Origin of the sequence: Sphaerochaeta sp. PS, from assembly GCF_032144095.1 — a bacterium.
Lineage (GTDB): Bacteria > Spirochaetota > Spirochaetia > Sphaerochaetales > Sphaerochaetaceae > Sphaerochaeta.
This window is the reverse complement of the sequence record NZ_JAVSNJ010000003.1, coordinates 201,194-224,780: the sequence shown is the minus strand read 5'-3', so window position 1 is coordinate 224,780 and position 23,587 is coordinate 201,194. Positions and strand designations below refer to the sequence as shown.

Sequence of the window (23,587 nt, the reverse complement as noted above, 5' to 3'; positions counted from 1 at the left end):
TCCCATGAGTCCTCTGCTCATACTACAGAGAGAAATGGTAGCGGTCAAGCAACGTTGGCGGGAAACCCTAAAGCCTCCCCAGAGGAGAGGCAGAGTGCACAGAGACAAGTGACGAAAACGCCTCACCCCTGAAGGAACCAATTCAAGCTCTCCATCGTAGTAGTCATAACAAGGCAGTTAGCGTACTATAGGCAAAGGATGGCCAATAGGCCATATCACCGATTCGAGGAACTCTACAGCAAAGACTCCTCACCATGAGGTACAACCATGAAATACACACCATTTTTTGAGACAAAACTCTCCCAGATCGCACTGGGATGCGACCATTATGGCGAAACCACCAGTGAGAAGACCTCACTCGCCCAACTGGATATCTTCTTTGAGCAGGGGGGCAACCTTCTCGATACCGCACATATCTATGGACAGGACAAGGCAGGGGACCCTTCAACCAGCGAACAGGTTGTGGGAAAGTGGATCCAGACCAACAATCTTCGCAACAAGGTGATTGTTGCCACAAAAGGATGCCACCCCCACAAAGAGGACATGCACAAGAGCAGGATTACCATGAAGGATATGATGGGCGACATCCAACGGAGCCTAGACCAGCTGAAAATGGACAACGTTGACATCTGGTTCTTCCACCGCGACAACCTGGCCATGGGAGCGGACGAGATCATCGACATGGGCTCGATGCTTGTGGACAAGGGCCTGGTCAAGCATCTTGGAGCCTCGAACTGGAAAACAAGCAGGATCGAAGAGGCCAACGCCTGGGCCAAGGCCAACAACAAGAGCGAGTTTGTCATCAGCGAGATCCAGTGGAGCCTTGCACACTGCACAGCTGAGACCTGGGGTGACGACACCCTTGTCTGCATGGACGAAAATGAACGGCTCTGGTATGAAAAGCACAACATGCCCGTGCTGGCCTTTGCCTCCCAGGCAAAAGGACTGTTTTCCAAGATCATCGAGGGAAAGGGTGACTCATTGAGCAAACAGGCACGTACCCGATTCCTCACCGAACGTAACCTTGCCATTGTCCCCAGGTGCAAGCAACTGGCAGAGGAGTTGAGGGTCAGTCCTGCAGCAATCTGCATGGCCTACCTGACCAGCCAGAAGAACCCGACCATAGCCATTGCGGGATCGAGCAAGCTGGAGCAGATAACCGAAACCCTTGGAGGGGCAGACTTGAGCCTCACTGCCCAACAGATCAGCTTTCTCAGATGATCGGCTACGGCACGGGGGTTGCTCTCACCCTCCTCTCCTCAAGCTTCTTTGGCCTTATGGGCCTCTTCAACAAGATAGCCGGAGAGGGGGGCCTGGGGCTCTATGAGCGCATCACCCTCAGGTTCCTTGTCTCCGCCCTCATCCTCGCCCTGGTGCTGAAACTCCAGGGCAAGAACCTCGCCATCCCAAAACACCTCACTCTCAAGCTCCTGGTAGCCTCCTCCCTCTTTTTTGGAGGGACCAGCTTTCTCCTGTTCCTCTCCTATGCCTACATCCCCACCTCCCTTACCACCACGCTGCACTTCATCTACCCCTTGCTGGTTCTCATCCTTGCAATGGCCTTTGACAAGTACAGGCCAACAGGAAGGCAGAAGTGGGGGACCCTACTCTCACTTGTCGGGCTCTACCTTGCAGTCAGACCTTCAACAACATCAAGTGCAAACCAACTGCTGGGGATAATCCTCGCCCTTGGCAGTGCCCTCACCTTCTGTCTCTATGTCCGCTTTCTCAACAATGATGAGGTAAAGAGCCTGGACAACACCCTGCTCATGTTCCACATACTCCTCAGCGCTGGAGCGGCTTGGGCTCTGCCTACCCTGGTACATCTGGGCACAACAGAACACCTGCCTATCGTCTGGGCCAAGGCAGTCGGGGGCATAGCAGGCCTATCGGTACTTTCAACGGTGCTTGGCTGCTCTTTCTTTTCCTTGGGCATCAGGACCATTGGTTCGGAGAAGGCCTCGATCCTCAGCGTATTCGAGCCGGTGACGGCCATCGTTGCCGGAGTGCTCATCTTGGGAGAGCGGCTACCCTCCACCTTTTCCTTGGGCTCGGTTCTCATTATCCTAGGCTCGTACCTTGTTTCCAGGACGAAGGCCACACATACCCTACCTACAAAGACAAGAAGGATCATCAAGGATGAACAGTAACCTCTCACAACCGTTGCTATTTCTCAGCATCATACTGTTGGCAAACCTGCTCAAACGGGCAAAGGTCTTCAAGGAGAGTGATGCACAGGTCCTCTCCCAGATAACGCTGAACATCACCTTGCCGGCAGCCATCGTTGCAGGCTTCAGCTCATTCAGGATGGACTCATCTCTCTTCCTCCTGATCCTGTTCGGAATCCTTACCAATGTGATCCTCATGGGGCTGGCATACCTGGCCTTGAGAAAGGAATCCAAGGATATGCAGGCCTTTGGCCTCTTCAACGCCTCCACCTACAATATCGGGAATTTCAGCTTTCCCTTTGTCCAGACACTCTTCGGAGGCCCCGGCCTGGTGGCGGCAGCCCTGTTCGACCTGGGCAATGCACTGATGACCACAGGCTTGGTCTATTCGGTTGGAACCTCGCTGGCGACAAACAAAAAGCAGAGCATCAGGGACATCCTGAAGAAACTGCTCAGTTCCATGCCCTTCATCACCTATCTGGTGATGATAACCCTGGCCCTTGCGGATATCCATCTGCCCCCCTTCCTCACCCAATGGATGGATGCCATAGGGAAGGCCAACCCCATCGTAGCCATGCTGATGATCGGGATGATGCTGGAGATCCGATTTGAAAAGGGATGGCTGAAACAGGCGATGAAAGTGATCGCCATCAGGTACCTCTGTGCGGCCCTGTTCTCTGTCTTGGTCTGGAACCTGACCAGCTTTTCACCCATGGTGAAGGTTACCCTGGCCCTGCTCTTCTTCTCACCTGTATCATCGGTAGCGACTGCCTACACACAACGATGCACTGACAAGGGGAAGCTATCGTCCTTCACCTCGTCAGTGACCGTCGTACTGAGCACGCTCAGTTTTCTGATACTGGTCCCTCTACTGAACGCCTAGCCCAAGAGATAGGAGTTCAAGAGGTTCTGCAAATACTCCTGCTTGCCACTCTTCTGGATGATGGTTGCACCCTTTCCGTACGCGGCGAGGGAGGAGAGGTCCATAGCGCCCTGTGCAAACTTCTTGCCTTCGCCAGAATCAAAGGATGCATAGCGTTCGGCCACGAAATTGGCAAGGACCTTGTCCTCCAGGATTCTGGAAGCCACTTCAAGACCGTAGGCAAAACTATCCATACCTCCGATGTGGGCAAGGAACAGGTCCTCAAGGTCAGTTGAGTTCCTTCTGCGCTTGGCATCAAAGTTCAGGCCACCGCTACCCAAGCCACCATGGCGCAAGATCACGAGCATCGCCAATGTCGTCTCATAGACATTGGTTGGGAACTCGTCGGTATCCCAGCCATTCTGGCTATCACCCTGGTTGGCGTCGACACTTCCCAACATCCCGCTGTCTGAACAGACCTGGAGGTCGTGGGCAAAGGTGTGTCCGGCCAAGGTTGCATGGTTTGCCTCAATATTGCACTTGAAGTCATCCTGCAGGCCAAACTCCTTCAAGAACCCTATGGTCGTGGCAGCATCAAAGTCATACTGGTGCTTGGTCGGTTCCATCGGTTTGGGCTCGATGAGGAAGGTCCCCTTGAAGCCAATGCTTCGGCCATAGTCACGGGCCATGGTCAAGAACCTTGCCAGATGCTCACGCTCTCGCTTCATGTCGGTATTCAACAGGGTCATGTACCCTTCACGGCCACCCCAGAACACATAGTTCTGTCCACCTAGCTTGACGTTTACATCCAGGCAGTTCTTCACCTGCAGGGCAGCTCTTGCCACAACAGCGAAGTCGGGATTGGTCGCAGCCCCATTCATGTACCTGGGATGGGTAAATACGTTTGCAGTATTCCACAGCAGCTTGACCCCGGTAGCCTTCTGCCTGGCAAGCAGACCATCGGAAACCTTGTGGAAGTTAGCCTCATAGGATGCGGCGCTGTCGCCTTCAGGGGAGACATCAGCATCATGGAAGCAGTAGAAGGGGGTCCCGATCTTGGTAAAGAACTCAAAGGCGGCGTCGGCCTTTGCCATTGCATTGGCCATGGGATCGGCCTTGTGGTAGGGGTGGACCATCGTCGCACTGCCAAAGGGGTCTGTCCCATCTGCACAGAAGCTATGCCAATATGCTGTGGCAAACCTCAGGTGCTCCTCCATCGTCTTTCCTGCTATCTTCTTCTTTGCATCATAATACTTGAAGGAGAGTGGGTTCTTGCTCCCCTTTCCTTCAAACTCGATCTTACCGATACCCTTGAAATACTCCTGATCACCAACAAAATAGTTCATAGTCTCTCCTCCTATCTAAAGAGAGGTGTCATGGCATCTACATATGCCTGATACCTTCCATACGCTTTCTCATAGCCTTCCCGAGCTCGTGGATCGGGTTCACATCCTTTCTCCTCATCGAACTGCACATGTGCCTGTGCAAACTCTTCGATGCTTCCACCACTACTGGTCCACAAGGCCTGGAGGGCCGCACCAAGGGCGGCACTCTCCACAATCTTGGGCACAGAGAGGGGAAGCTGCATCACATCAGAGGCAATGCGCCTCCAGATGGCACTCTTGGCCCCACCTCCGGTAAGCACCAGATGCTTGGGTTCAAACCCGAGTTCGGCAAACGCATCAAGACCACCCTTCATTGCATAGATGGAGCTTTCCAGAGCTGCCCTTGCAATATTCTCCACTTTCATGTTGGAGAAATCGAATCCTGCAAGTACTCCCTTCCCATGGGGAAGATTCGGTACCCGCTCGCCGTTGAAGAAGGGAAGCATCGTGACACCCTCACACCCGATGGGGGCCTGAAGCGCTAGCTCATCCAGTTTCTTCACATCGTAGCCAAAGAGGGCACGGATCGACTCGGTGGTAATGGTACAGTTCATCGTGCACAACAGGGGCAGATACCCGCCGCTTGAGGAACAGAAGGCAGCCAGCCTGCCCTTCCTGTCCGAGACACAGCTATCGCTATAGCCAAAGATTGTCCCGCTTGTCCCCATGCTCATGGTAAGGGAGCCCGGCTTGACACACCCAGTTCCCAACGCTGCGGCCATATTGTCGCCGCACCCACAGGAAACAGGAATCCCGACCGGTATGCCAAGTTCCTTGGCAGCTTGCTGGGTAACCCTTCCACAGGCATCGCCCGCCTCAACAAGGGGGGGTACCATGGAGAGCAAGGAACGCTCCCCATCGATGGCAAGCAGGACTTCCTCACTCCAGGTGCGGCCCTTCACGTCAAAGAAGGCCGTACCGGAGGCATCACCGGCTTCTGCCGAATAGACTCCCGTCAAATAGAAATTGATATAGTCATGGGGAAGCAGGATATGCGCTAGCTTGGCATAGGCATCCTTGTTGTGCTCCTTGAGATGCAGCACCTTGGGGGCTGTGTATCCAACCAGTATCTGGTTCCCGATAAGGGAAAATACACTCTCTTCCCCTCCCAGGCGTTTGGTGAGGGTATCGCACTGCTCGCTGGTCGAGGTATCGCACCAGAGCTTGACAGGTGCGAGGACCTCTCCCTTGCTTCCAACCGGCACAAAGCCATGCTGTTGGGCAGAAACCCCTATTGCGGTGATCTGAGCTCGTATCTTCGCATCGATTTGGGAGAAGCAGGAACGTATGGCATCAAGATACCATACGGCTTCTTGCTCACGGGTACCGTCATCCCTGCTGATCATGGCATGGGGGGCACTTACACTGGCAACTACCCGTTTATGCTCTGCATCATAGCAAAGCACTTTGGTACTCTGGGTTCCAGTATCAATTCCGGCAACAATTTGCATATTGACACCTCCTGATAGCTCAAGCATCCAGCACAAGTGGGAATAACACCATAGACAAGATTGGGAAAACATATGTATTATTGACTTATGGAAATGATTGATGCGGTATTCGTCTACCAGATGCACGAAAAACAAGAGTTGTTGTGGCACCAGAGGATACACAGCCATGAGGCAGGGGCCTTTGAGATCCACTACTTTGTCGGGGGCAGCGGGACCTTCACCAACGCAAAGAACAGCTACACCATCTACCCGGGTTCGCTGTTTGTGACCTCCGATGAAAAGGAGCACAGCATCACCTCGGACGAGGGGGCCAACCTTACCTATTATGCCACCCTCCTCCACTGTCCTGAGGAGCAGGAGCTCTTCAAGAAACTCGAAGGAAGGAATCCCCTGCACATCGGGACCAACCTACGCTTTTTCTTCGAGGAGGTTCGTGACAAGGCTCTGAGCCAGAAGGGAGAGCTACGTCTCAGCGCCTGCCACCAATTGTTGGGGTTTCTCTACAACCTTCTGGCCGGAAGCGTGACCGAGAGGACTGTAGGCGAACATGTCAGGCTCGAGAAGGCAATCAGGCATATGCAGCGCCATGTGTTCGACAAGCTCTCCCTTAGCCAGATCGCAAGCCATGTGGGCCTTGACCCCTCCTACTTTGTCCGTCTCTTCAGAAAGCGGATGAACACCACGCCCATGAAGTACTACACAAGCCTCCAGCTTGAGGCTGCAAGGGCACTTCTTACCAGCAGCGACCTCTCGGTCAAGGAGATAGCGGCAAAGCTGCAGTTCTGCTCCGAGTTCCATTTTTCCAAGCAGTTCAAGCAGTCGACAGGCTCCTCGCCTTCGCTCTACCGCAAGACCCACCTGCAGTTGCTCGGTATCTGAGGCTTAGCCGAACACCTCGCCAGCGAAGGGGATCGACCCCATCGCGCCGACTCGTGATACAGCAATACCCGATGCCTTGCAGGCGTACCTCAAGGCCTCCTGCTGGCCATGGCCCAGAGAGCGGGAGGTAAGAAAGTACCCGATGAAGGTATCGCCTGCTGCTGTCGTATCAGCTACAGGAAGCTCATAGATGGGTTCATGGAGCCTGAGGCTCCTGTATCCATAGTAGGCCCCATGCTTTCCGGCCGTCAGGACAATCTCACTTCCAGGATAGGCATGGACCAAGGCCTCGAGCACCTCAGAGAAGGTCGAGCCTTGTGCAGAGCCTGCCAAGGCGGCTCCTTCGATCTCATTGACCACCAGAAGGTCCACAAGATGGAGGGGATAACCCAGTATCTTCTCGTCGAAGGGAGCGGTATTGAGGCAGACAGACATGCCCCTTGCCTTAGCCCTTTCGATAAGATAGGAGACATGGACGATCTCGTTCTGCAGGACAAGCATGTCGCCCGGCCCAAAGAGGGCGAGGCTCTCATCAATTTCACCTTTGGTGATCGCGAGGTTTCCCCCACCGAACAGGACGATGGCATTCTGTTTCTGCTTGTCCAGCTGGATGAGGGCCTGCCCGCTGGCACCTTCGTAGAGGCGGATGAGGGAGGTATCGACGCCATAGCCTGAGAGGAGGTCAACAAGGAACTGCCCATCGGCCCCTATCTTTCCTGCGTGGGTAACATCGGCCCCAGCCTTTGCCAGGGCAGCGCTCTGGTTTGCCCCCTTGCCACCGGCACTCTTGAAGAAACCTGTGCTGGAGAGGGTCTCCCCTGGTTGTACTACATGGTCCACCGAGAAGACCAGGTCTATATTTACCGATCCATAGTTGAGAAATCTCATCCTTGTTCTCCTACAATATTGGGGCGGCCAACCTGAGGATGGTACCTGCAATCTTTTGGTACCAGGGACGGTCGGCAAGGAATTTGGGGGTTATCATCTGGCTTACATCCAGGATCCTTTCAATATCAGTCGAGACAGACTTGACCACCGAAGAGCCGTAGAAGAGCACGGCATTCTCAAAGTGGAGGTAGAATGACCGGTAATCCATGTTGATCGTGCCTATGATGGCTACCTTGTCGTCGGCTACGCACATCTTTGCGTGGATAAAGCCTGGGGTGTACTCGAAGATCTTCACGCCACCCTCGATGAGGGAGTAGTAGTTATCCTGGGTGACAGCAAAGACATACCACTTGTCAGGCATCTTTGGGGTGATGATGCGCACATCCACACCACTTTGGGCTGCGAGCTTCAGGACCGTTATCATCTCGTTGTCGAGGACAAGATAGGGGGTAGTTATCCACACGTACTCTTTTGCCATGCTGATGATCTGGATATAGGAGTTTTCTGCCACGTTGTGATTATCAAGGGGGTTGTCGCCAAAGGGTTGGACAAACCCGTCGGTCCTGGCCTGGATGGTGGGCCTGTACAGGGCAAAGTCCACCTTCTCCTTAGTTGCAAAGCACCACAACTGCAGAAACATGAGGGTAAGGTTCCACACAGCGTCCCCGGTGAGCCTGACTCCGGTATCCTTCCAGTGGCCGTATTTTATCTGCCTATTGGCATACTCGTCAGCGAAATTCAAGCCCCCTGTATAGCCGATGTTCCCATCGATGACGACAACCTTGCGGTGGTCACGGCTATTCAGGCGGCTGTTGATATGGGCCCTAAGGGGATTGAATGCAACAACCTCCAGTCCTAGGGTCCTCAGATGTCGTTCGTAGTGTGAAGGGATCTCCTGAATTGAGCCAACATCATCAAACATCAGCCTGACAGTAACCCCTTGTTGTACTTTGGCTTGCAGCTCCTTTAGCAAGGCAGAGAAGACCTCCCCTTCGGCTATGATGAAGAACTCGAGGAACACAAAGGACTTCGCCCCCCGTATCGCCTGCAAGACATCAAGCAACCAATCCTCACCCTCCCCAAAATACTCAACCTCCGTATTGCTCCATACAGGAAAGCCACTGATGTTGTTGATGTATCGGGCCTGCCTGGCAAGCGATATGTCGTAGGATTCGAGGGCTTGGGTCGGAAGGTCTGCATTGAGGGAGACATTCTCCATTCCCGCATCATGGAAGGCGTTGAAACGAATCAGCTGTTTCTTGACCTTTGGGCTCATCTTCCTCGTACCCATGAAGATGTAGAGCAGTCCACCATAGAGGGGGATGGTCATGAAGATGAGCATCCAGCCGATCTTGTAGGCAGGATTGAGGTCCCGTGTTCCTACGAACAGGGCCATGCCGATGGAAAGTGTGGAGAAGAACTGGATCCACAGGGCATTGTTCTCTGCGAACCCCAGGACGTTGATGAGTACTGCCAGCTGCAGGGCAATGAGGACCAGGGAGAGAAAAAGCCTACCTGTCAGAAATTTCAATACCTTCCTCATGCTCGCTCTCCCCTCACATCAAAGCTGAGTATAGCATACTCAAAAGGGAGAATCAAAGCATCTCAGGCCTAGATGGAGAACTCACATCCACAGTAGTGCTGGCGATAGAGGCCAAGCTCCTTGCTCAGGACGAGGCTACGGTCAAAACCCCCCTTCTTCTTGAAGTCAAGTTGCTCAAAAAGGGGAAAGGCCTCGCCTACACGGAATATGGTCTTGCTATTCTTGAAACGGCTTACCGTGAGGGTGGTACAGAAATGGGAGAAGCCAAGCTCTTCTGCCTTGGCTGATGCTTGGGCAAGGTTGTAGGCAAAGCAAGCTTCGCAACGGAGACCACCCTCCTTCTCCTGCTCCAGCCCAGAAACCGCTTCCAACCACGGTTCATGGTCCCATGCCTCCCTGATGATAGGCAGGTTGTAGGTTGTGGCTACGGTAAGCAGGGCCTCGTAGCGTAGGTCTGCCTCACTTTCGGGGAAGATGTTGCTGTTTGAGAAGAACAGGGTGGGTTTCCACCCTTCGGAGAGCATACGCTCTATGCTGGAAGTACTGCACGGTCCACAACAGGCGTGAACCAGGATATCTCGGTCTTGCATAGGCACAGTCTACAATGTGCAAAGCGCTCTTGCAACCATCTACCATTCACAGTACATTATTTGCTGTATCCAAAGGAGACTCCATGCACAAGAAAAAAAATCTGGGACTCTGGTTGTCCCTCCTCATCATACTCTCGATCATAGCCGTCCCCATCCCTGCCCTCACGAAAGTCCTGGCACTGGCTCTTCTGGTGGGAGGGGTAGTATTCTGGAAGCGGAGCATCCTCTTCTACATCCAGGCAAACAGACACCTCATCAAAAAAGATAGTGCAGTGTGGGAGAAAGCCTGGCCACTCTACCAGAGGGCCATCAAGAGCGGCTTGCAGCCAGCCTACAGGATCACCGCAGCCAGCATGTACATCCAACGGGGTGATGCGAAGGTGGGCAAGCAGATCATTGAGGAGTATCTTGCCGACCAGAACAAGAAGGAGGACAAGGCACTGGTCAACATTGCCAAGACGATGGTATCGATGGTCTACTGGTTGGAAGGTGACCTGGACAAGGCCTTTGTCGCCGTCAAGGAGGTCTTCGACAGTGGGTATAGGGACAAGAACCTCTTCATCAACTTCGGAACCTATGCTCTGGAGAAGGGGGACCTTCCGATGGCAAGGATCCTCATCAAGGAAGGAAGCCACTATGAGAAGGAGAGCCCTGGCATCCACGACAACCGTGGATGGCTGGAGCTGCTGGAAGGAAGGTGGGATGAGGCAAACCAAACCTACACAAACCTGACAAGCAAGGGACCTGCCTTCCCAGAACCCTATCTGCATGCAGCCCAGGTAAAGGTCCACTATGGTAAGGTAGGTGAGGCATTGGCTCTTCTGGATAGGGCAATTGCCTCAAGGTTTTCCAACACTACCAGCATCCAACGACAAAACGTGATCGAATTGAAGCAACGGCTGGAGAATCCCAGGACAAGGCGGATTGCAGCGTTGGAGATCGACCAGAACACTGCCCTGGTCGCCTCAGGGAAACTCCCTTTGGAACTGGCAAACACCTATGCAGAGGAGACTGCCCTAGAACTTACGGGGTTTGCTGCTGAGCCCAAAAAGCCCAAGGCCGCACGCAAGCAGGAAGAGGATGACTATACACCCAATACCGAGCTGACTGAAGCGGACCTGGAGTATGCAAGAAAGCATGAACAGCCCTAGAGCATGATGTTGAACCAGAACCCCCAGACAATGCCGTTCGCACTCTGATCCCACCCTCCATAGAGGGTAACGGGCAGTGTCCGTATTCCCAGCAAGGAGAGGTCGGAATGGAGTTCCAGTCCCAACGAAAGGGAGGGACTCCAGGATGCCTCATTCCACAGAAGGTCGATATAGGCCCCTAGGCTACTCTCTTCAAAGATGAAAAGCTCAGCTAATGAGGGCTTGAAACCTTGGGGCCTGAACCCAAACACAAAGGATGTCACCACCAGATGGTTGGCAGCATTTGTGGTAGGCAAGGAGAGGTCATGCCCCTGCCTGTTCAAGGCACTGTTGTTGGTCCTGAACCCATCGGAGAGGAACAGGGGGACATCACCCTGACCATCAAGGGCGAATCGGGCCGTGCTGCTGAAGTCCCAGAACAGCCCAGTATTCTTGTGCAATACAGTCGCTCCCAGTTTTCCTGTAAGGAAGGAGCGGCTTTCGGAATAGTCTCCCAGGATCTGATAGGAGAGGGCAAAAAGGCCACGTTCCAGGCCAAACCCGCTCTCCTGGGGAAGAGCCAATAGGGCTTCAGCTGTCGTAGAGGATAGATAGGTATTCTTCGGCCAATAGGAGGCGAGACTTCCTAGCCCACTATTGGAAAGGTGCTCCACGCTCTGGAGGAACCGAAGCCTAAGGGTATCATCGAGCAGATAGATCCTTCCTTCGAGGTTCAGGGCAGCTGAAAAGAGCGGCTTGTTCGTTGCCATATCCCATGCCAGGGAGCTTTGCACCGATATCATGAAATGGTTGAGGAAATAGTAGTCGAAATGACCCCGCAAGGCGGGAGCGGTGGTCATGTTCTGGTTGGTATATGTCTGGAAGGCCATCCCAAGGTTCAGTGCGAGGTCGATGTCCCCCACCCTCATGGTGTATTTGAGACCTAGGGTATTGTCATCCTTTAGGGCCGAGTCATCGGTGGCGTTCCGGTCGGTATCGAAGCCGATACCCAACAGGTGGGATGCATCATGCAGTTTGCTGTGGGAGAAGAGCATCTGGTTGGCTATGCTCGTTTCAATCTTCTGGGACAGGAGGGAACGCCTTTCAGAGAGGAAATCATTCGGTCCAGTTGGGGGCAGTTTCTTCAGGTTTTCTACCTGGAGAAGTGCAGATTGGTACCCTTTCCTTGCCAGTTCATCTACAGACGAGAAGTCCATGAACGAGACATCCTCAACTGCACAACGGATCCAGACAACGTCAGAGAGGTGCTCCTTGAGCTCCTCCACACCCCTTCTTCTCTTTGCAATGTCGATGGACACGTTGAGGATCGTAAGGGGATTCTTCAGGTTTAGGGTATCTACATCGTAGAAGGTGGTGGAGACAATGACGGAATCAGCATACTCATAGGCAAGGTTTACCGGGACAAGGTTGGTGATGCCTCCATCAAGGAGGAGGTGCCCCCTATACTCCACCGGGGGAAAGTATACAGGCAGGGCATAGGATGCCTGCAGCACCGTATAGAAGTCCCCTTCTGCCATGTAGACCTGCCTTCGGGTAACCAGGTCTTCGGAGATGACCACAATGGGGATAGGCAGCTCTTCCACCTTAAGGTCACGGCCAAGGATTGAGGCAATCTTTGCATTGAAGCGGGAAGAGGCAAGAAGGCCTCCTCCAAGGGGTAACGTTAGGTCAAAGAGGGATTGCAGGGAGACGTTGGTGACACTCTCCAGGATCTGGTCGGCTGACATTCCTGCTGCATACAACAGACCAATGATGCTTCCCATCGAGTTGCTGATGATAAAATCAGGGACAATGCCCTGCTCTTCCAAAAGCTTCAAAACGCCAATATGGGCAAAGGCACGGGCTGAACCACCTGAAAGGACCAATCCTACAGGAGAGCGCAGTCCTCCTGTCTTTTCCTCAATGCGGCGCCTAAATGCTTCATCCCCATAGGAAATCGGGATGTTGGCAGTCAAGATATCATTACTTGCATTTGTCACTTGTTCAACTGCAAGAAGTGGTGCTAAGGAAAAAATGAGTATCAGCAATAGCCAAAGGGTCTTTGTCAGAGTTTTCACTACGCCCTCCAAGTGTTCATACTGTAATTGAAAAATTCCTAAAAAACAATCATACATACAGCAACACTATTTTCCCAAAGCATGTTGCTTTTTCCCAAAGGATTTGCTAGCATGACAAAGCTAATGCCGGCGTGGTGAAATTGGTAGACACGTCAGACTCAAAATCTGATGGATGAGTAATCCGTATCGGTTCGATTCCGATCGCCGGTAAAGTTTAGAATTCTAATTCTTTACATAAGACAAGAAAAAAAGTGTACACCAAATCCAATCGGGATACAGTGTACATTTTTTATGTGCATACATAGGTGTATTCTTGATGCCTCGCCCTGTAGCAGATTCACAGGAGATGGTACCCTTCCATCGAAATATGATGACAGTAGCACTATTTCCCCACCTGGATGGTGAATCCTATTTGCTATCAAACAGGGGATAACCCTAGTCCTATAATTTTTACCCTTATATTTATCACTTTTACTGGTTTTATTACCCTTACTTTTATCATTCGCGGTGCCAGACAGGTGGGAAAATCAACTCTGGTAAGGCTGTTTTGTCAAAACAACGACCTCCAGCTGATCGATGTCAACTTTGAGCAAAACCATACCCTGAAAACTCTCTTCACCTCAAACGACCCCAAGAAAATTATCCAATCCTTGGAAGTTTTATACAATGTGAGGATAGACCTGGAGAAGTCGGTACTCTTCCTCGATGAGATCCAAGCCAATCCCGAAGCGATCCTCACACTTCGTTACTTTTTCGAGCAACTGCCTCAGCTTGCAGTAATTGCCGCAGGGTCCTTGCTTGAATTCGCACTCGAACAATACGAGCTATCAATGCCCGTTGGGAGAATTGAATACTTCTTTCTGGGCCCCATGACATTCGAAGAATTCCTTGGGGCGATGGGAGCCGAGCAACTGCTTGCGTATCTCCAAGCCTATACATTGGGTGATGAAATACCCCAAGCAATCCATACAAAGGCATTGGAATACCTTCGCACCTATCATATGTTAGGAGGGATGCCACAAGTACTCAAAGTCTTCAGGGATACTGGGTCATTACTCGAAGCTGATAAAGTGAAATTCTCCATTCTCAACACCTATCGTGATGATTTTACAAAGTATAAGACCAGAGTAGAACTCAGCAAGCTGCAGGAGGTGTTTGACAAACTGGGAACCACCGTCGGAAAGAAAATTTCATACGTTGACCTTCTCCCTCAAGAGCGTAGTGCTGTCACCGACAAAATATTGAACTTGTTTGTACAGGCTAGGATTCTGTACAGGACATACCATTCCCACTCCAATAATCTGCCCCTGAAGGCGGAGATCAACCGAAAAACCTCAAAAGGAATCCTTTTGGATATTGGTATCTATCTTGCGCTCCAAGGATTATCGATTGCAGACATTCCCCAAGACGACGAACTGTTCTTCTCGAACAAAGAAGAATTGGCTGAACAGTTCATCGGACAACACCTGCTCTTTATTCAACCAAACTACATGTATCCTGAGCTCTACTATTGGTGCAGGGAGAAAGCACAATCCAGCGCTGAGGTTGATTTTGTACTCCAGCAAGGGAATTCCATACTCCCTGTTGAGGTGAAATCAGGAAAAACAGGAACCCTGAGATCCTTGCATTTGTTCATGGAATTGAAACAACTGGCGGTAGCGTTGCGGTTCTCGATACACACCCCTGTGGTGGAAACTATCACCTCTAGCCTACCAAAATCCGATTACTGCTACACCCTGGTCACCTTGCCACTCTATCTGGTCGGCCAGACCAAACGGCTGATGAAATCGTTTTAATCCAATTGTTCATACCCTACAGAAGAATTCATCTCGCATTTCAATGCAGAAATGGATTGGTCCAGATGTTAAACTTTTACAGTTACTCAAAGTTGGATATATGGAATCCTATAGCTCCAATAATGCTCAAAATTGGATATATGGAATCCCATAACAGTTGCCACTTCTGATAATACTGTTACCACTTTTCCCAATACTGGTAGGTACTTGTTGTATAGCCAAAATATATATACGTATACATTACAAGGAAATGTATATTATATCTACTAGAAACAGGATGATTGAGACTTTATATCTGTAGACTCAAAACCTGAGAGATGGGTAATTCGTATCGGTTCGGCTCCGATCGCCGGTCAGCTTGTACTCTCTTTGCACCTCCCCCTCTTGATAAAACCCATAGCAAAGGATATCTTCTATTTAGATTGTTTTCGAAATAGAGAGGTGCCATGAGCTTTTCCCAGACCATGAAAGCAGTAGCAGACCCCGTCAGAAGGGAAATCCTCACCATGCTGAAGGAAGGCAGGCTTACAGCCGGCGACATCGCGGCCAAGGTTGAGGGCCTTTCCTCTGCTACAGTCTCCTACCACCTCTCCCAACTCAAGCAGGCCTCCCTCATTACAGAGGCCAAGTACAAGAACTTCATCTACTATGAACTGAATGCCTCAGTCTTTGAGGAGATCATGCTCTGGTGTGCCCAGTTCACCCAAAAAGAAGGTAACTCATGAAACGCACGATCGACAAAACCCTGATCCTCACTACCCTAGTCTGTCTAAGCCCCATTGCCATCTCTCTTCTTTTCTACGATAAGCTACCAGAGCGCATACCAATCCATTTCAACCTGGCAGGAGAGGCTGACAACTACGCTTCCAAAAATTTTGCAGCCTTTGCCCTGCCCTCTCTCTTTGCCCTTGGGAATATCCTTTTGCAGGTCATCATGAACAATGACCCCAAAAAGGCTGCGGGCCAGCCCTTACGAACAATCTCGAAGTGGATACTGCCAATTGTATCGTTGCTCATCATATCCATGCCCCTGGTCTTATCCGGTGGGCATGCTGCAAAACTTGACAGAATAGGGCACATCGCCATCGCATTGGTTTTTCTGGTCGTCGGGAACTACCTTCCGAAATGCAAGCAAAACTATGTTGTGGGAATCAAGTTGCCCTGGACCTTGGCGAGCGAAGAAAACTGGAACAGGACACACCGCTTTGCAGGGTGGCTATGGAGCGCAGCATCGATCCTGCTCCTGATCTCCGCCCTAGGCGGGTGGTATGTGAGCCTTGTATTCCCTCTCTCTATTGCATCCATGCTCCTTGGTCCGGTCCTCTACTCTTTCAGGCTATACAAGACCGCAGGGGGAGAGAACCTTACCGATAGGCCTTGATATTCTCTTTATGCCCTTCATAGGTTGTAGCGAGGTGGAGTTGCTTGTCCAGGCCGTGCAAATAGTAGAAGTATGGCGTCTTCAGAGGAGACAGGGCGGCCTCTACAGCCGCCTTGGAAGGGCAGCAGATACCACTCGGGGGTAGTCCGACCTTCCTTCGGGTATTGTAGGGGGTCTGTGTTTCCAAGGCCTCTAGAGGGATGGGATTCTTCCAGTCGTTCAGTTCGTACCTAGTTGTGGCATCGATACCCAGAGGCTCCCCCGCTTCAAGGCGGTTGTAGATCACAGAGGCTATGAATGGCATCTCACTCTGGTTCTGGGTCTCTGCCTGGATCATGGAAGCTATGATCAGGACCTGCTCCAAACCCCACTGTGCAACCTTATCGGAACCAAGATGGGCTCTGGTACTCTCCAGCATGGCAGAAAACATTGCCATGGCAAGGGAAGAGGCCGCACTCTCCTGGGGAACCACATACTCGCCGCTGAGCAGCCACCCTTCTGCAAACGAGAGGGAGTGCTCATTTTGCAGCCTCTCCGCAGCCTTGAGGAACTCTCCCCGCCTGGCGTACCCCCGGGCATCCAGGAAGGAATCGATGGTGGCAAGGGTATTGGCAGGATTCACCACGATAGTCAGCTCCCCGGTACGGAGAGTCAGCCTCTCCCCAATGGCGGCAAAGCTCATCCCCTTCTCCATCATAAAGATACCGGTACGAATAGTAGTGGCAAGATTCTGCTCAACAAAGTAGGAGAGCAACCCCTCTGGGTCATCAACAATTCCCAGGTCCTTGAGCAACACGCTCACCGATCGTGCACTCATCCCGGCCTCGATAGTAACCTCTACCCGGTCATCCTTGGCAAACAGGGGTTTGCCTGGCTTGGAATAGCTTCCCAACAATCCAACGCCCTTGTGGAAAGCAAAAAACAGGGCGAAAAGGCAGACCAGGAATGCCACAAGAAAGATAGGAAAGCGAAGGCGGTAGGCAACCGTAGGGGTATACCCCTTCCGTTTTCCAATCGTAGGAGGAACTACTTTTTTCTTTGGAGGAGCTTTCCTGACAGGTTTCTTCGTTGGGGATGCAGGGGCCTGCTTAGTTTTCGGTGCAGGTTTTTTCCGGGTGGCAGGAAGAGCAGGTTTCTTGACAGTAGGCGCAGGAGTCTCTTTTGCAGGTTTTTGCTCCTGTTTTTCTGGTTGTCTTTCCTCTATTTTTTTTGTCTTTACCCCTGACTCAGGGATCGTCACCTGCATCTTGCTGACAGAGACAGTGGGCTTCACCCTACGGACGGGAGTTTTTACGTTCTTTCCATCGTCGACGATGTCCAGGGTGAGCCTGCTGCTGTTTGCACTGCCCTTCGCCTTGGGCGGCTTCTCCTGCTTGTTGTTCGTATCGTTATTCTCGTTCATTGCCTGACAACGCCTGTATTGGTCTGAGTGAGGAAATCTTCCCCCGCTTTCTCTCGATGGAATACTCCACCTGGGATATCTGCTTGTTGGCACTCTCTATCTGCGAACGGAGATGCTCTATCTTCTGGTTCTCCAGTTCAATCTGAGCCTCAAGCTCCTCTATCTTCATGAGGTTCTGCAGGGAAACAATATCCTGCTCCAACCGCTCGACCCTACGCAGGTGCAGACTGATCTGCTCCATAAGGGCCATGGAAGCAGAACCGACAAGCTGTGCAGAGACCCTCTGGTTCAGATGTTCGTAAAGGGCCTTGCCGTAGAGGGAGCTGACCTTCGTACGCTGCTTTCCGATCTCCCTAACCTGGACCCTACTGGTCTCCAACTGGTTTTTGGGGCTCTCCTTCTCCTGGGAGCGGAGCTTTGCCACAGCACTGTGGTGGATGTCCAGCTCCTGCTGTAGGCCCTGCTGTTTCTTGAGAAACTGCTTGATCTCACCAGAAAGGTTCCCCTTGCCCACCCCGGGAAGGTCAGCCTCACAGCCAAGGGTAGCCAATATGGACCCGGCCTTGACCAGGGAGGGAAGAATCTTCTTGCGAAGGTGGTGCAACCGTGCCCTGATAATCGAGCATTGCAGGCGGGACAGGGTCCCCGAGCGTCCGGAACAGCTTTCCAAGGAAGCCTGCAATTTTTGTGTGGAGGCATGGTGTTCGGAAAAAAAAGGAGAGCAGGTCTCCTTGAGGTAGTCAGGGAGGGTGTCCGAACCATAGGCCTCATATGCTATCGCCCCAAGACGGGAGAAAAGCTTCTCCCTAGGAGCCTTCAAGGCACGGATATCGGCTTCGATCTCCTGGATCTTACGGGAGCGGTCCTCAAGCTGGCTGATGAACCCCTTGACCCTCTCGAAGGCCTGGAGGGCCTCGTCATAGCGTTGGTCCACCTCGACAAACTGGTCAAACTCCTCTTTTGCATACCCCAGTGGGGTTATCTGCTCGATCTGGGCAATGCTGAAGCCAAGCTCAGCATATAAGGAGAAAAGGTCATTGCGATGCCCCTCTATCTCTTTCTGTTTTAGCAGTATGTCAGCCTGAAAAGTTCCCATAGCACGATAGTATCACAAACAAAGCTCCCTAGGCAAAGAAAGAAACAGGTTTGCCTTGGGCATTACCAGCTAAAACCTTGCATTTCCTTGACAAGGATATGAGCTGTTGAGTATCCTTGAGGCGACTACTCAGGGATGGGAAGACTGGTTGCATAGCATCATCTCCTCACCCTGACTAGCCTGGAGAGGATTTCTTGCACATGCCAGTGTGTCACCCTTTCCTGTTAAGTGAGACCGTTTTTGTACGGCATCCACTTGATTGTCCATAGCACTTTCCTTGCTATGGGCTCTGAGACGGGTTTTAGCTAGGCCTTTCCCCGATCCCGCGGCCGGGAGGATGGAGAGGTTTGAGAAATCTGCCATACAAGGAAACACAAGCCCTCACAACCCGCTGGCAAGGGTCTGAAGGGTAAACGATTACCAAGGAGAGATGCTCATGGACAATGACAACAAGAGCAAAGCGAGTGAAGAAGACCTTCTCACCGGAACAATTCAACTACTTGCAGGCAAAACCAAGGCCGACCCCAATCCAGACGAACTGGAAAAACTCAAGCGCCTCATCAAGAAAAATGTTCCCTTCACCCTAAGAAGCTACTTCATGGCCTACCTGCTTCGTGAGATGCTCAATGCTAACTCACCAAAGATCCGCCAGATGGCAGCAACACAGGCACCAGCACCAGCGGCGCAACGTGAACCAAAAGTGGCAAAGCCCAGAAGGGCTGCCAAGAGCGTAGAGGCTGCCGAGGCAGAGCAGAATCCGACCCAAGAGAAGAAAACTCCTGAGAAACGTGTTGAGAAACCCCTTCCAGAAGGAGCCAAGACCCTCTACCTCAACATTGGCAAGATGAAACGACTCTATGCCAAGGAGCTATCACTTCTCTTGCAGAAAGAACTGGAAATTACCAGGGAAGACATCTTCAGCCTCCGCATCCATGACAAGTACTCCTTCATCTCAATGAGCGAGGAGAACTGTGAAAAGGCAATCGTAAAGCTGAACGGCATGGACATCAAGGGCCGCACTGCTGCTGTCAGCTATTCCAACAAGGAGTAGAAGGTGTTTGTAGAACGTATCGTTGTGGGACCTTACCAGACAAACTGCTACATCATGGGCAATGAGGAGACCTCAAGTGCCTGGGTCATCGACCCGGGCAATGAAGGAAGCCGCATCATTAGCCGCATAGAGAGCCACAACGTTACCCCTGTCGCTGTCCTGCTCACCCATACCCATTGGGACCACATAACGGCCTTGGGGGAGCTCAAGCGACGATGGCCAAACCTGGAAATCCTGGTTTCAGAGGAAGATTCCCTCTATCTGGGCAAAGAGACCTATGAGCGATTCTCCAAGACCTGCTTTGACAAGAGCTTTTTGCAGAGATATGAAAAGCCCCTGAAAGAGATGAGCGAAGCCACAGGATTCCTTACAGACAACCAGTTCCTGGATGACAGCCGCCTGTTGGTCATGCATACCCCCGGACATACTCAGGGAGGCATCTGCCTCTACCATGAGGAGGGTCAGTTCGTGTTTACCGGCGATACACTATTCGCAGGAAGCATCGGCCGCACTGACCTCGAGGGTGGTTCATATGACCAGATAGTAACGAGCTGCAAACGGCTGTTGGCCCTTCCCCATGAAGTGCAGGTACTTCCCGGACATGGGCCAATGACTACCATAGGGGACGAACAGAACAACCCGTATCTGTAGATCCCCACTGCCAGAAAAAAACAAAAGACAGATGTTGCGAACCTCAAAGGAAAGCAGTATCTGTCTTTTTTGCTACGCAAAGGGGTTTATCGCTTGCCCGGTGTTTCCTCAGCAATCTTGCAATCGACACAGAGCACTGCATAGGGGATAGCCTGCAGGCGCTCCTCGGGAATCTTCTTTGTGCACTTGAGACAGTGGCCATACCGGCCGTTATGGATACGGGCAAGGGCATTCTCTATCGCGCGGAGGCGGCTGGCCTCATGCTTGTTGATGGCTTCCATCTTCTTGAATGCGATATCATCAGCAGCGACATCAATGCTATCCTTAATTCCCATGGCATTTACCATATCCCTGAAATCGCTATTATCCTCAGTGAGCTTGTCAAGCAACTCTTTTCTCATAGCAACCAACTGCTCTTCCATCTCATGAATAAACAAATCGGACACAGTTTGCCTCCTAAAATACGCATTGGCGTCCCATTGAATTTTAATTCAATATAAGATGGGGATAACCCGAGCAAGAGTCAAGCACCTTACAACACTTTTAGCGTTATTAGTCGTATATTCCCTATCTTTGCACCAATACCCTCTCAAAACGGGAACCAGAACATCACCCCTTGCACAAATCTTGCATACAAGCTGAGAGAAAGCCAGCATACCATGGAAGCCAACACAAGTACATCAGAAAATCTGAGTTTCCTTGCCAGGAACCAGGTCCTTCGCCGATTCTTCCCAAACCCCCTAAGTACCATGGCATTGGTCACCACCTCGATGCGGTCGAGGGATGAGAAGACCAACGGGGCAAGGATCTTCCCAACCGATGAGATCCTCTTCCTGAGAGGGACCGCCCTGGAGATATCGACACCCCTCGCCATCTGGGCATGCAGGATATGGATGTAGGAGGCAGTTACCTCCGGCAGGTAGCGCATGGCAAGAGCCACGGCATAGCTGGTCTTGTACCGCACCCCCAGCCTGTTGAGGGATGAGGAGAACTGGGAGGGATGGGTTGAGGTCACGAACAGGAGGGCCATAGGAAAGATGGAGAGGTATTTCAGACAGACTACCACCAGATAGAACAGGGTCTCGAAGGTGAGGGCGTAGTGTGCGGCCGAAGGCCCAAGGATCACGGTCCTACTTCCCAGATACCGCTGTCCCTGGTCAGGGGAGAACAGGAAGATGAAAAGGGCATTGATGAGGATCACATAGGTCATCGCCAAGATGTAGGGGCGAAATTTCTTCATGGGAATCTTACAGGAGAACAAGGCTATCTGGGAGAACACCATGGAAGGAGCCAGTATACGCAGGTCGAAGGTGGTGAGGCACAAGACGATCCAGAGGGTGAAGAAGAGGAATTTCGTCACCCCGTTGAGCGAATGGACAAACGAGGGGGTATCCTCATAGCTCAAGGTAAAGCCAAACTTCTTCCCACTCTTTTTCTGTCTGATCGGGTTGTGCTGTTTTTTCCGCTTTTTCTGCCTATTCTCTGCAAAGGACTCCTGCTTCTTTTCCAGGGGAAGGACCTTCACCCCCTCTGGCCTTCGGGCCTTCTCCCCTTGGATAAAGCAGTCGATGAAGGAAGAGGTGTCATCGATTCCACACCGCTTTGCCAAGGTATAGAGGCTGGTAACCTTGAGGTTGGCAGAGCTGAGCAATCGCTCATCGCTGAACACCTCGCTGACCCTCTGGTCTGCAAGCAGGACCCCATCGGAGAGCACCAGGGCCCGGTCGGTGTACTCCAGGGCGAGGTGCATGTCGTGGGTGATGAAAAGGATGGTAAGACCTGTCCTCTTGTTCAGGGAACTGAGAAACTCCATCAAGAGGGAGTAGCGGACATAGTCCTGACCGGCGGTAGGTTCATCAAGGATGAGGATCCTGGGTTCACTTACCAGGATCGAGGCGATGGTTACCCGCTTCTTCTGGCCAAAGCTCAAGGCGGAGATCGGCCAGGCATGGTAGGGCTTGAGGGCACACAGATCCAGGACCTCCATAACCCGTTGCCGTATGAGATCCTCGGGATACCCTTTCTGACGCAGGGCAAAGGCTACCTCATCATAGATGAGATTGTGGCTGATCATGTGGTTGGGGTTTTGCATGACAAAACCAATCAGCGAGGAGCGTTCAGTAACGGAGAGCGAGGATATCTCCCTTCCCTCAAAGGTTAAGGTCCCGCTGTCCTGGCGGTTGATCCCCGTAAGGATCTGTGCCAGTGTCGATTTGCCCGCACCATTCTTGCCTAGGATGCTCACCATCTCCCCTTCCCTGATGGAAGCCGATACATGGGAGAGGACGGGCGAAAGGCCATCATAGGAGAAGGAGAGGTCGGAGATGACCAGCTGGGCCGCCCCGTCCTTTTTTGGGTTTTCCTGCCTTCCCTTCTGGTACCAGAGACGAAGGGGCTCGCAGTACGGATCGAGGTCGATGGTATCTACTGAGGCTATGTTTCTCGCATGGGTGAGGTCACACCCGCTCTGCCGCAGTGCAGAGAGGTAGAGGGGGTCACGGATCCCCTTCTCTGCAAGCAGGGTCCCTGACAGCAGAACGTCAGAGGTGGTATCGCTGACTACATTGCCATCCTCAAGAAGGAGGATGCGGTCGACAGGGCAGGAGAGCACATCCTCAAGGCGGTGTTCGATGATGATGATGGTCTTGCCGGTGCTCTTGTGCAGCTCGTCAATGAGGGCGATGGCACGCCTGCCCGTCTCCGGGTCGAGGTTGGCAAGCGGCTCGTCAAACAAGAGGATATCGACCTCATCGACTAGGACACCGGCAAGGGAGACCCTCTGCTTCTGGCCTCCTGAGATCTCCTGCGGACTTTGGGAGAGGAACTGCTCCATCCCGACAACGTGGGCCATGGCCTCGACCAAAGGAACCATTTCAGATTGGGCCATGCACTGGTTTTCCAGGGAGAAGGCGATGTCCTCCCCTACGGTAAGGCCTACAAACTGCCCGTCAGTATCCTGCAATACCGTGCCGACGCTCTTGTTGATCTCATAGATGTCGCAACTTTCCACATCCAGCCCAGCGACATGCACACTGCCTTCCATGGTTCCAGGGAAGGCATTGGGAATGAGTGCGTTGATACAGTTGCCCAAGGTACTTTTCCCACTGCCCGAGGGCCCCACGATGAGGACCTTCTCACCCCGATAGATATCGAGGGTGAGACCTTTCAACGTAGGGCTCTTCTGTGCCTTGTAGGTAAAAGAGAAATCCTTGAACGATATGATCGGTTCTTGCATT

Annotated in this window: 20 protein-coding genes and 1 tRNA gene; 11 read left to right on the top strand and 10 right to left on the bottom strand. The window is 52.1% G+C overall.

The window, feature by feature from the left end; genetic code table 11:
• Window positions 1-267 precede the first annotated feature (267 nt).
• From ROJ03_RS05545 to ROJ03_RS05535, 3 genes are read left to right on the top strand one after another with little or no spacing between them, the layout of a single operon-like run.
• Window positions 268-1,221, top strand: coding sequence for an aldo/keto reductase (locus ROJ03_RS05545; RefSeq protein ID WP_313726010.1), 954 nt, complete (start codon window positions 268-270; stop codon window positions 1,219-1,221).
• Window positions 1,218-2,150 carry a DMT family transporter gene (locus tag ROJ03_RS05540; protein WP_313726009.1) on the top strand — a complete coding sequence of 311 codons (933 nt, stop codon included), beginning with the start codon at window positions 1,218-1,220 and terminating at the stop codon, window positions 2,148-2,150. The genes ROJ03_RS05545 and ROJ03_RS05540 overlap by 4 nt, the downstream gene beginning before the upstream one ends.
• A complete protein-coding gene (locus ROJ03_RS05535; protein ID WP_313726008.1) occupies window positions 2,140-3,051 on the top strand; it encodes an AEC family transporter in 912 nt (303 codons plus the stop codon). The genes ROJ03_RS05540 and ROJ03_RS05535 overlap by 11 nt, the downstream gene beginning before the upstream one ends.
• On the opposite strand, the gene xylA is transcribed toward ROJ03_RS05535, so the two are convergent.
• Window positions 3,048-4,376 (bottom strand): xylose isomerase, encoded by a 1,329-nt coding sequence (gene xylA / locus ROJ03_RS05530; RefSeq protein WP_313726007.1) that lies wholly within the window; start codon window positions 4,374-4,376, stop codon window positions 3,048-3,050. The genes ROJ03_RS05535 and xylA overlap by 4 nt on opposite strands.
• Window positions 4,377-4,387: 11 nt before the next feature.
• Entirely contained in the window at window positions 4,388-5,866 is a 1,479-nt protein-coding gene (gene xylB, locus ROJ03_RS05525) for a xylulokinase (RefSeq protein WP_313726006.1), read from the bottom strand.
• Window positions 5,867-5,953: 87 nt separating this feature from the next.
• Here xylB and ROJ03_RS05520 point away from each other — a divergent pair, with 87 nt between their 5' ends.
• Window positions 5,954-6,745, top strand: coding sequence for a helix-turn-helix domain-containing protein (locus tag ROJ03_RS05520; protein WP_313726005.1), 792 nt, complete (start codon window positions 5,954-5,956; stop codon window positions 6,743-6,745).
• A 3-nt stretch (window positions 6,746-6,748) separates the two neighbouring features.
• Here the strand turns inward: ROJ03_RS05520 and ROJ03_RS05515 are convergent, their stop codons facing one another.
• The 3 genes from ROJ03_RS05515 to ROJ03_RS05505 all read right to left on the bottom strand — a co-directional run bounded on the left by ROJ03_RS05515 (window position 6,749) and on the right by ROJ03_RS05505 (window position 9,766).
• Window positions 6,749-7,633, bottom strand: a complete 885-nt coding sequence (locus ROJ03_RS05515; RefSeq protein WP_313726004.1) for a ribokinase — start codon at window positions 7,631-7,633, stop codon at window positions 6,749-6,751.
• Window positions 7,634-7,643: 10 nt separating this feature from the next.
• Complete coding sequence (gene cls, locus ROJ03_RS05510) at window positions 7,644-9,176, bottom strand: cardiolipin synthase (protein WP_313726003.1); 1,533 nt, start codon at window positions 9,174-9,176, stop codon at window positions 7,644-7,646.
• A 68-nt stretch (window positions 9,177-9,244) separates the two neighbouring features.
• Window positions 9,245-9,766 carry an epoxyqueuosine reductase QueH gene (locus ROJ03_RS05505; RefSeq protein ID WP_313726002.1) on the bottom strand — a complete coding sequence of 174 codons (522 nt, stop codon included), beginning with the start codon at window positions 9,764-9,766 and terminating at the stop codon, window positions 9,245-9,247.
• An 83-nt stretch (window positions 9,767-9,849) separates the two neighbouring features.
• Between ROJ03_RS05505 and ROJ03_RS05500 the strand changes: the two genes are divergently transcribed.
• Window positions 9,850-10,917, top strand: coding sequence for a pilus assembly protein PilF (locus ROJ03_RS05500; RefSeq protein WP_313726001.1), 1,068 nt, complete (start codon window positions 9,850-9,852; stop codon window positions 10,915-10,917).
• Here ROJ03_RS05500 and ROJ03_RS05495 read toward each other — a convergent pair.
• The gene (locus ROJ03_RS05495) at window positions 10,914-12,974 is read right to left on the bottom strand and encodes a patatin-like phospholipase family protein (RefSeq protein WP_313726000.1); all 2,061 of its coding nucleotides are present in this window, start codon (window positions 12,972-12,974) and stop codon (window positions 10,914-10,916) included. The genes ROJ03_RS05500 and ROJ03_RS05495 overlap by 4 nt on opposite strands.
• A 125-nt stretch (window positions 12,975-13,099) precedes the next feature.
• Between ROJ03_RS05495 and ROJ03_RS05490 the strand changes: the two genes are divergently transcribed.
• The 4 genes from ROJ03_RS05490 (at window position 13,100) to ROJ03_RS05475 (ending at window position 16,151) form a co-directional block, all read left to right on the top strand.
• Window positions 13,100-13,184, top strand: a tRNA-Leu gene (locus ROJ03_RS05490).
• 188 nt (window positions 13,185-13,372) lie between these two features.
• Window positions 13,373-14,770: an ATP-binding protein gene (locus tag ROJ03_RS05485; RefSeq protein ID WP_313725999.1), complete on the top strand. Its 1,398-nt coding sequence runs from the start codon at window positions 13,373-13,375 to the stop codon at window positions 14,768-14,770.
• Window positions 14,771-15,216: 446 nt separating this feature from the next.
• Window positions 15,217-15,495 carry an autorepressor SdpR family transcription factor gene (locus tag ROJ03_RS05480; protein WP_313725998.1) on the top strand — a complete coding sequence of 93 codons (279 nt, stop codon included), beginning with the start codon at window positions 15,217-15,219 and terminating at the stop codon, window positions 15,493-15,495.
• Entirely contained in the window at window positions 15,492-16,151 is a 660-nt protein-coding gene (locus tag ROJ03_RS05475; RefSeq protein ID WP_313725997.1) for an SdpI family protein, read from the top strand. Before ROJ03_RS05480 ends, ROJ03_RS05475 begins: the two co-directional genes overlap by 4 nt.
• Here ROJ03_RS05475 and mltG read toward each other — a convergent pair.
• Window positions 16,135-17,553 (bottom strand): endolytic transglycosylase MltG, encoded by a 1,419-nt coding sequence (gene mltG, locus ROJ03_RS05470; RefSeq protein ID WP_313725996.1) that lies wholly within the window; start codon window positions 17,551-17,553, stop codon window positions 16,135-16,137. The two genes, ROJ03_RS05475 and mltG, sit on opposite strands and share 17 nt — an antisense overlap.
• Complete coding sequence (locus ROJ03_RS05465; protein WP_313725994.1) at window positions 17,540-18,649, bottom strand: hypothetical protein; 1,110 nt, start codon at window positions 18,647-18,649, stop codon at window positions 17,540-17,542. Before ROJ03_RS05465 ends, mltG begins: the two co-directional genes overlap by 14 nt.
• 436 nt (window positions 18,650-19,085) lie before the next feature.
• Between ROJ03_RS05465 and ROJ03_RS05460 the strand changes: the two genes are divergently transcribed.
• Together ROJ03_RS05460 and ROJ03_RS05455 are read left to right on the top strand one after the other, a co-directional pair.
• Window positions 19,086-19,700 carry a DbpA RNA binding domain-containing protein gene (locus ROJ03_RS05460; protein ID WP_313725993.1) on the top strand — a complete coding sequence of 205 codons (615 nt, stop codon included), beginning with the start codon at window positions 19,086-19,088 and terminating at the stop codon, window positions 19,698-19,700.
• Between the two features lie 3 nt (window positions 19,701-19,703).
• Window positions 19,704-20,351 (top strand): MBL fold metallo-hydrolase, encoded by a 648-nt coding sequence (locus ROJ03_RS05455; RefSeq protein WP_313725991.1) that lies wholly within the window; start codon window positions 19,704-19,706, stop codon window positions 20,349-20,351.
• Window positions 20,352-20,437: 86 nt separating this feature from the next.
• Here ROJ03_RS05455 and ROJ03_RS05450 read toward each other — a convergent pair whose 3' ends face one another.
• Window positions 20,438-20,797: a TraR/DksA family transcriptional regulator gene (locus ROJ03_RS05450; protein ID WP_313725990.1), complete on the bottom strand. Its 360-nt coding sequence runs from the start codon at window positions 20,795-20,797 to the stop codon at window positions 20,438-20,440.
• 143 nt (window positions 20,798-20,940) lie between these two features.
• Window positions 20,941-23,586 carry a DUF3744 domain-containing protein gene (locus ROJ03_RS05445; RefSeq protein ID WP_313725989.1) on the bottom strand — a complete coding sequence of 882 codons (2,646 nt, stop codon included), beginning with the start codon at window positions 23,584-23,586 and terminating at the stop codon, window positions 20,941-20,943.
• Window position 23,587: the final 1 nt, after the last annotated feature.

Bases quoted from the DNA above. Each gene is read 5' to 3' on its own strand.
- ROJ03_RS05545 (WP_313726010.1), top strand. From the start codon at position 268: ATGAAATACACACCATTTTTTGAGACAAAACTCTCCCAGATCGCACTG.
- ROJ03_RS05540 (WP_313726009.1), top strand. From the start codon at position 1,218: ATGATCGGCTACGGCACGGGGGTTGCTCTCACCCTCCTCTCCTCAAGC.
- ROJ03_RS05535 (WP_313726008.1), top strand. From the start codon at position 2,140: ATGAACAGTAACCTCTCACAACCGTTGCTATTTCTCAGCATCATACTG.
- xylA (WP_313726007.1), bottom strand. From the start codon at position 4,376: ATGAACTATTTTGTTGGTGATCAGGAGTATTTCAAGGGTATCGGTAAG.
- xylB (WP_313726006.1), bottom strand. From the start codon at position 5,866: ATGCAAATTGTTGCCGGAATTGATACTGGAACCCAGAGTACCAAAGTG.
- ROJ03_RS05520 (WP_313726005.1), top strand. From the start codon at position 5,954: ATGGAAATGATTGATGCGGTATTCGTCTACCAGATGCACGAAAAACAA.
- ROJ03_RS05515 (WP_313726004.1), bottom strand. From the start codon at position 7,633: ATGAGATTTCTCAACTATGGATCGGTAAATATAGACCTGGTCTTCTCG.
- cls (WP_313726003.1), bottom strand. From the start codon at position 9,176: ATGAGGAAGGTATTGAAATTTCTGACAGGTAGGCTTTTTCTCTCCCTG.
- ROJ03_RS05505 (WP_313726002.1), bottom strand. From the start codon at position 9,766: ATGCAAGACCGAGATATCCTGGTTCACGCCTGTTGTGGACCGTGCAGT.
- ROJ03_RS05500 (WP_313726001.1), top strand. From the start codon at position 9,850: ATGCACAAGAAAAAAAATCTGGGACTCTGGTTGTCCCTCCTCATCATA.
- ROJ03_RS05485 (WP_313725999.1), top strand. From the start codon at position 13,373: ATGGTGAATCCTATTTGCTATCAAACAGGGGATAACCCTAGTCCTATA.
- ROJ03_RS05480 (WP_313725998.1), top strand. From the start codon at position 15,217: ATGAGCTTTTCCCAGACCATGAAAGCAGTAGCAGACCCCGTCAGAAGG.
- ROJ03_RS05475 (WP_313725997.1), top strand. From the start codon at position 15,492: ATGAAACGCACGATCGACAAAACCCTGATCCTCACTACCCTAGTCTGT.
- mltG (WP_313725996.1), bottom strand. From the start codon at position 17,553: ATGAACGAGAATAACGATACGAACAACAAGCAGGAGAAGCCGCCCAAG.
- ROJ03_RS05465 (WP_313725994.1), bottom strand. From the start codon at position 18,649: ATGGGAACTTTTCAGGCTGACATACTGCTAAAACAGAAAGAGATAGAG.
- ROJ03_RS05460 (WP_313725993.1), top strand. From the start codon at position 19,086: ATGGACAATGACAACAAGAGCAAAGCGAGTGAAGAAGACCTTCTCACC.
- ROJ03_RS05445 (WP_313725989.1), bottom strand. From the start codon at position 23,586: ATGCAAGAACCGATCATATCGTTCAAGGATTTCTCTTTTACCTACAAG.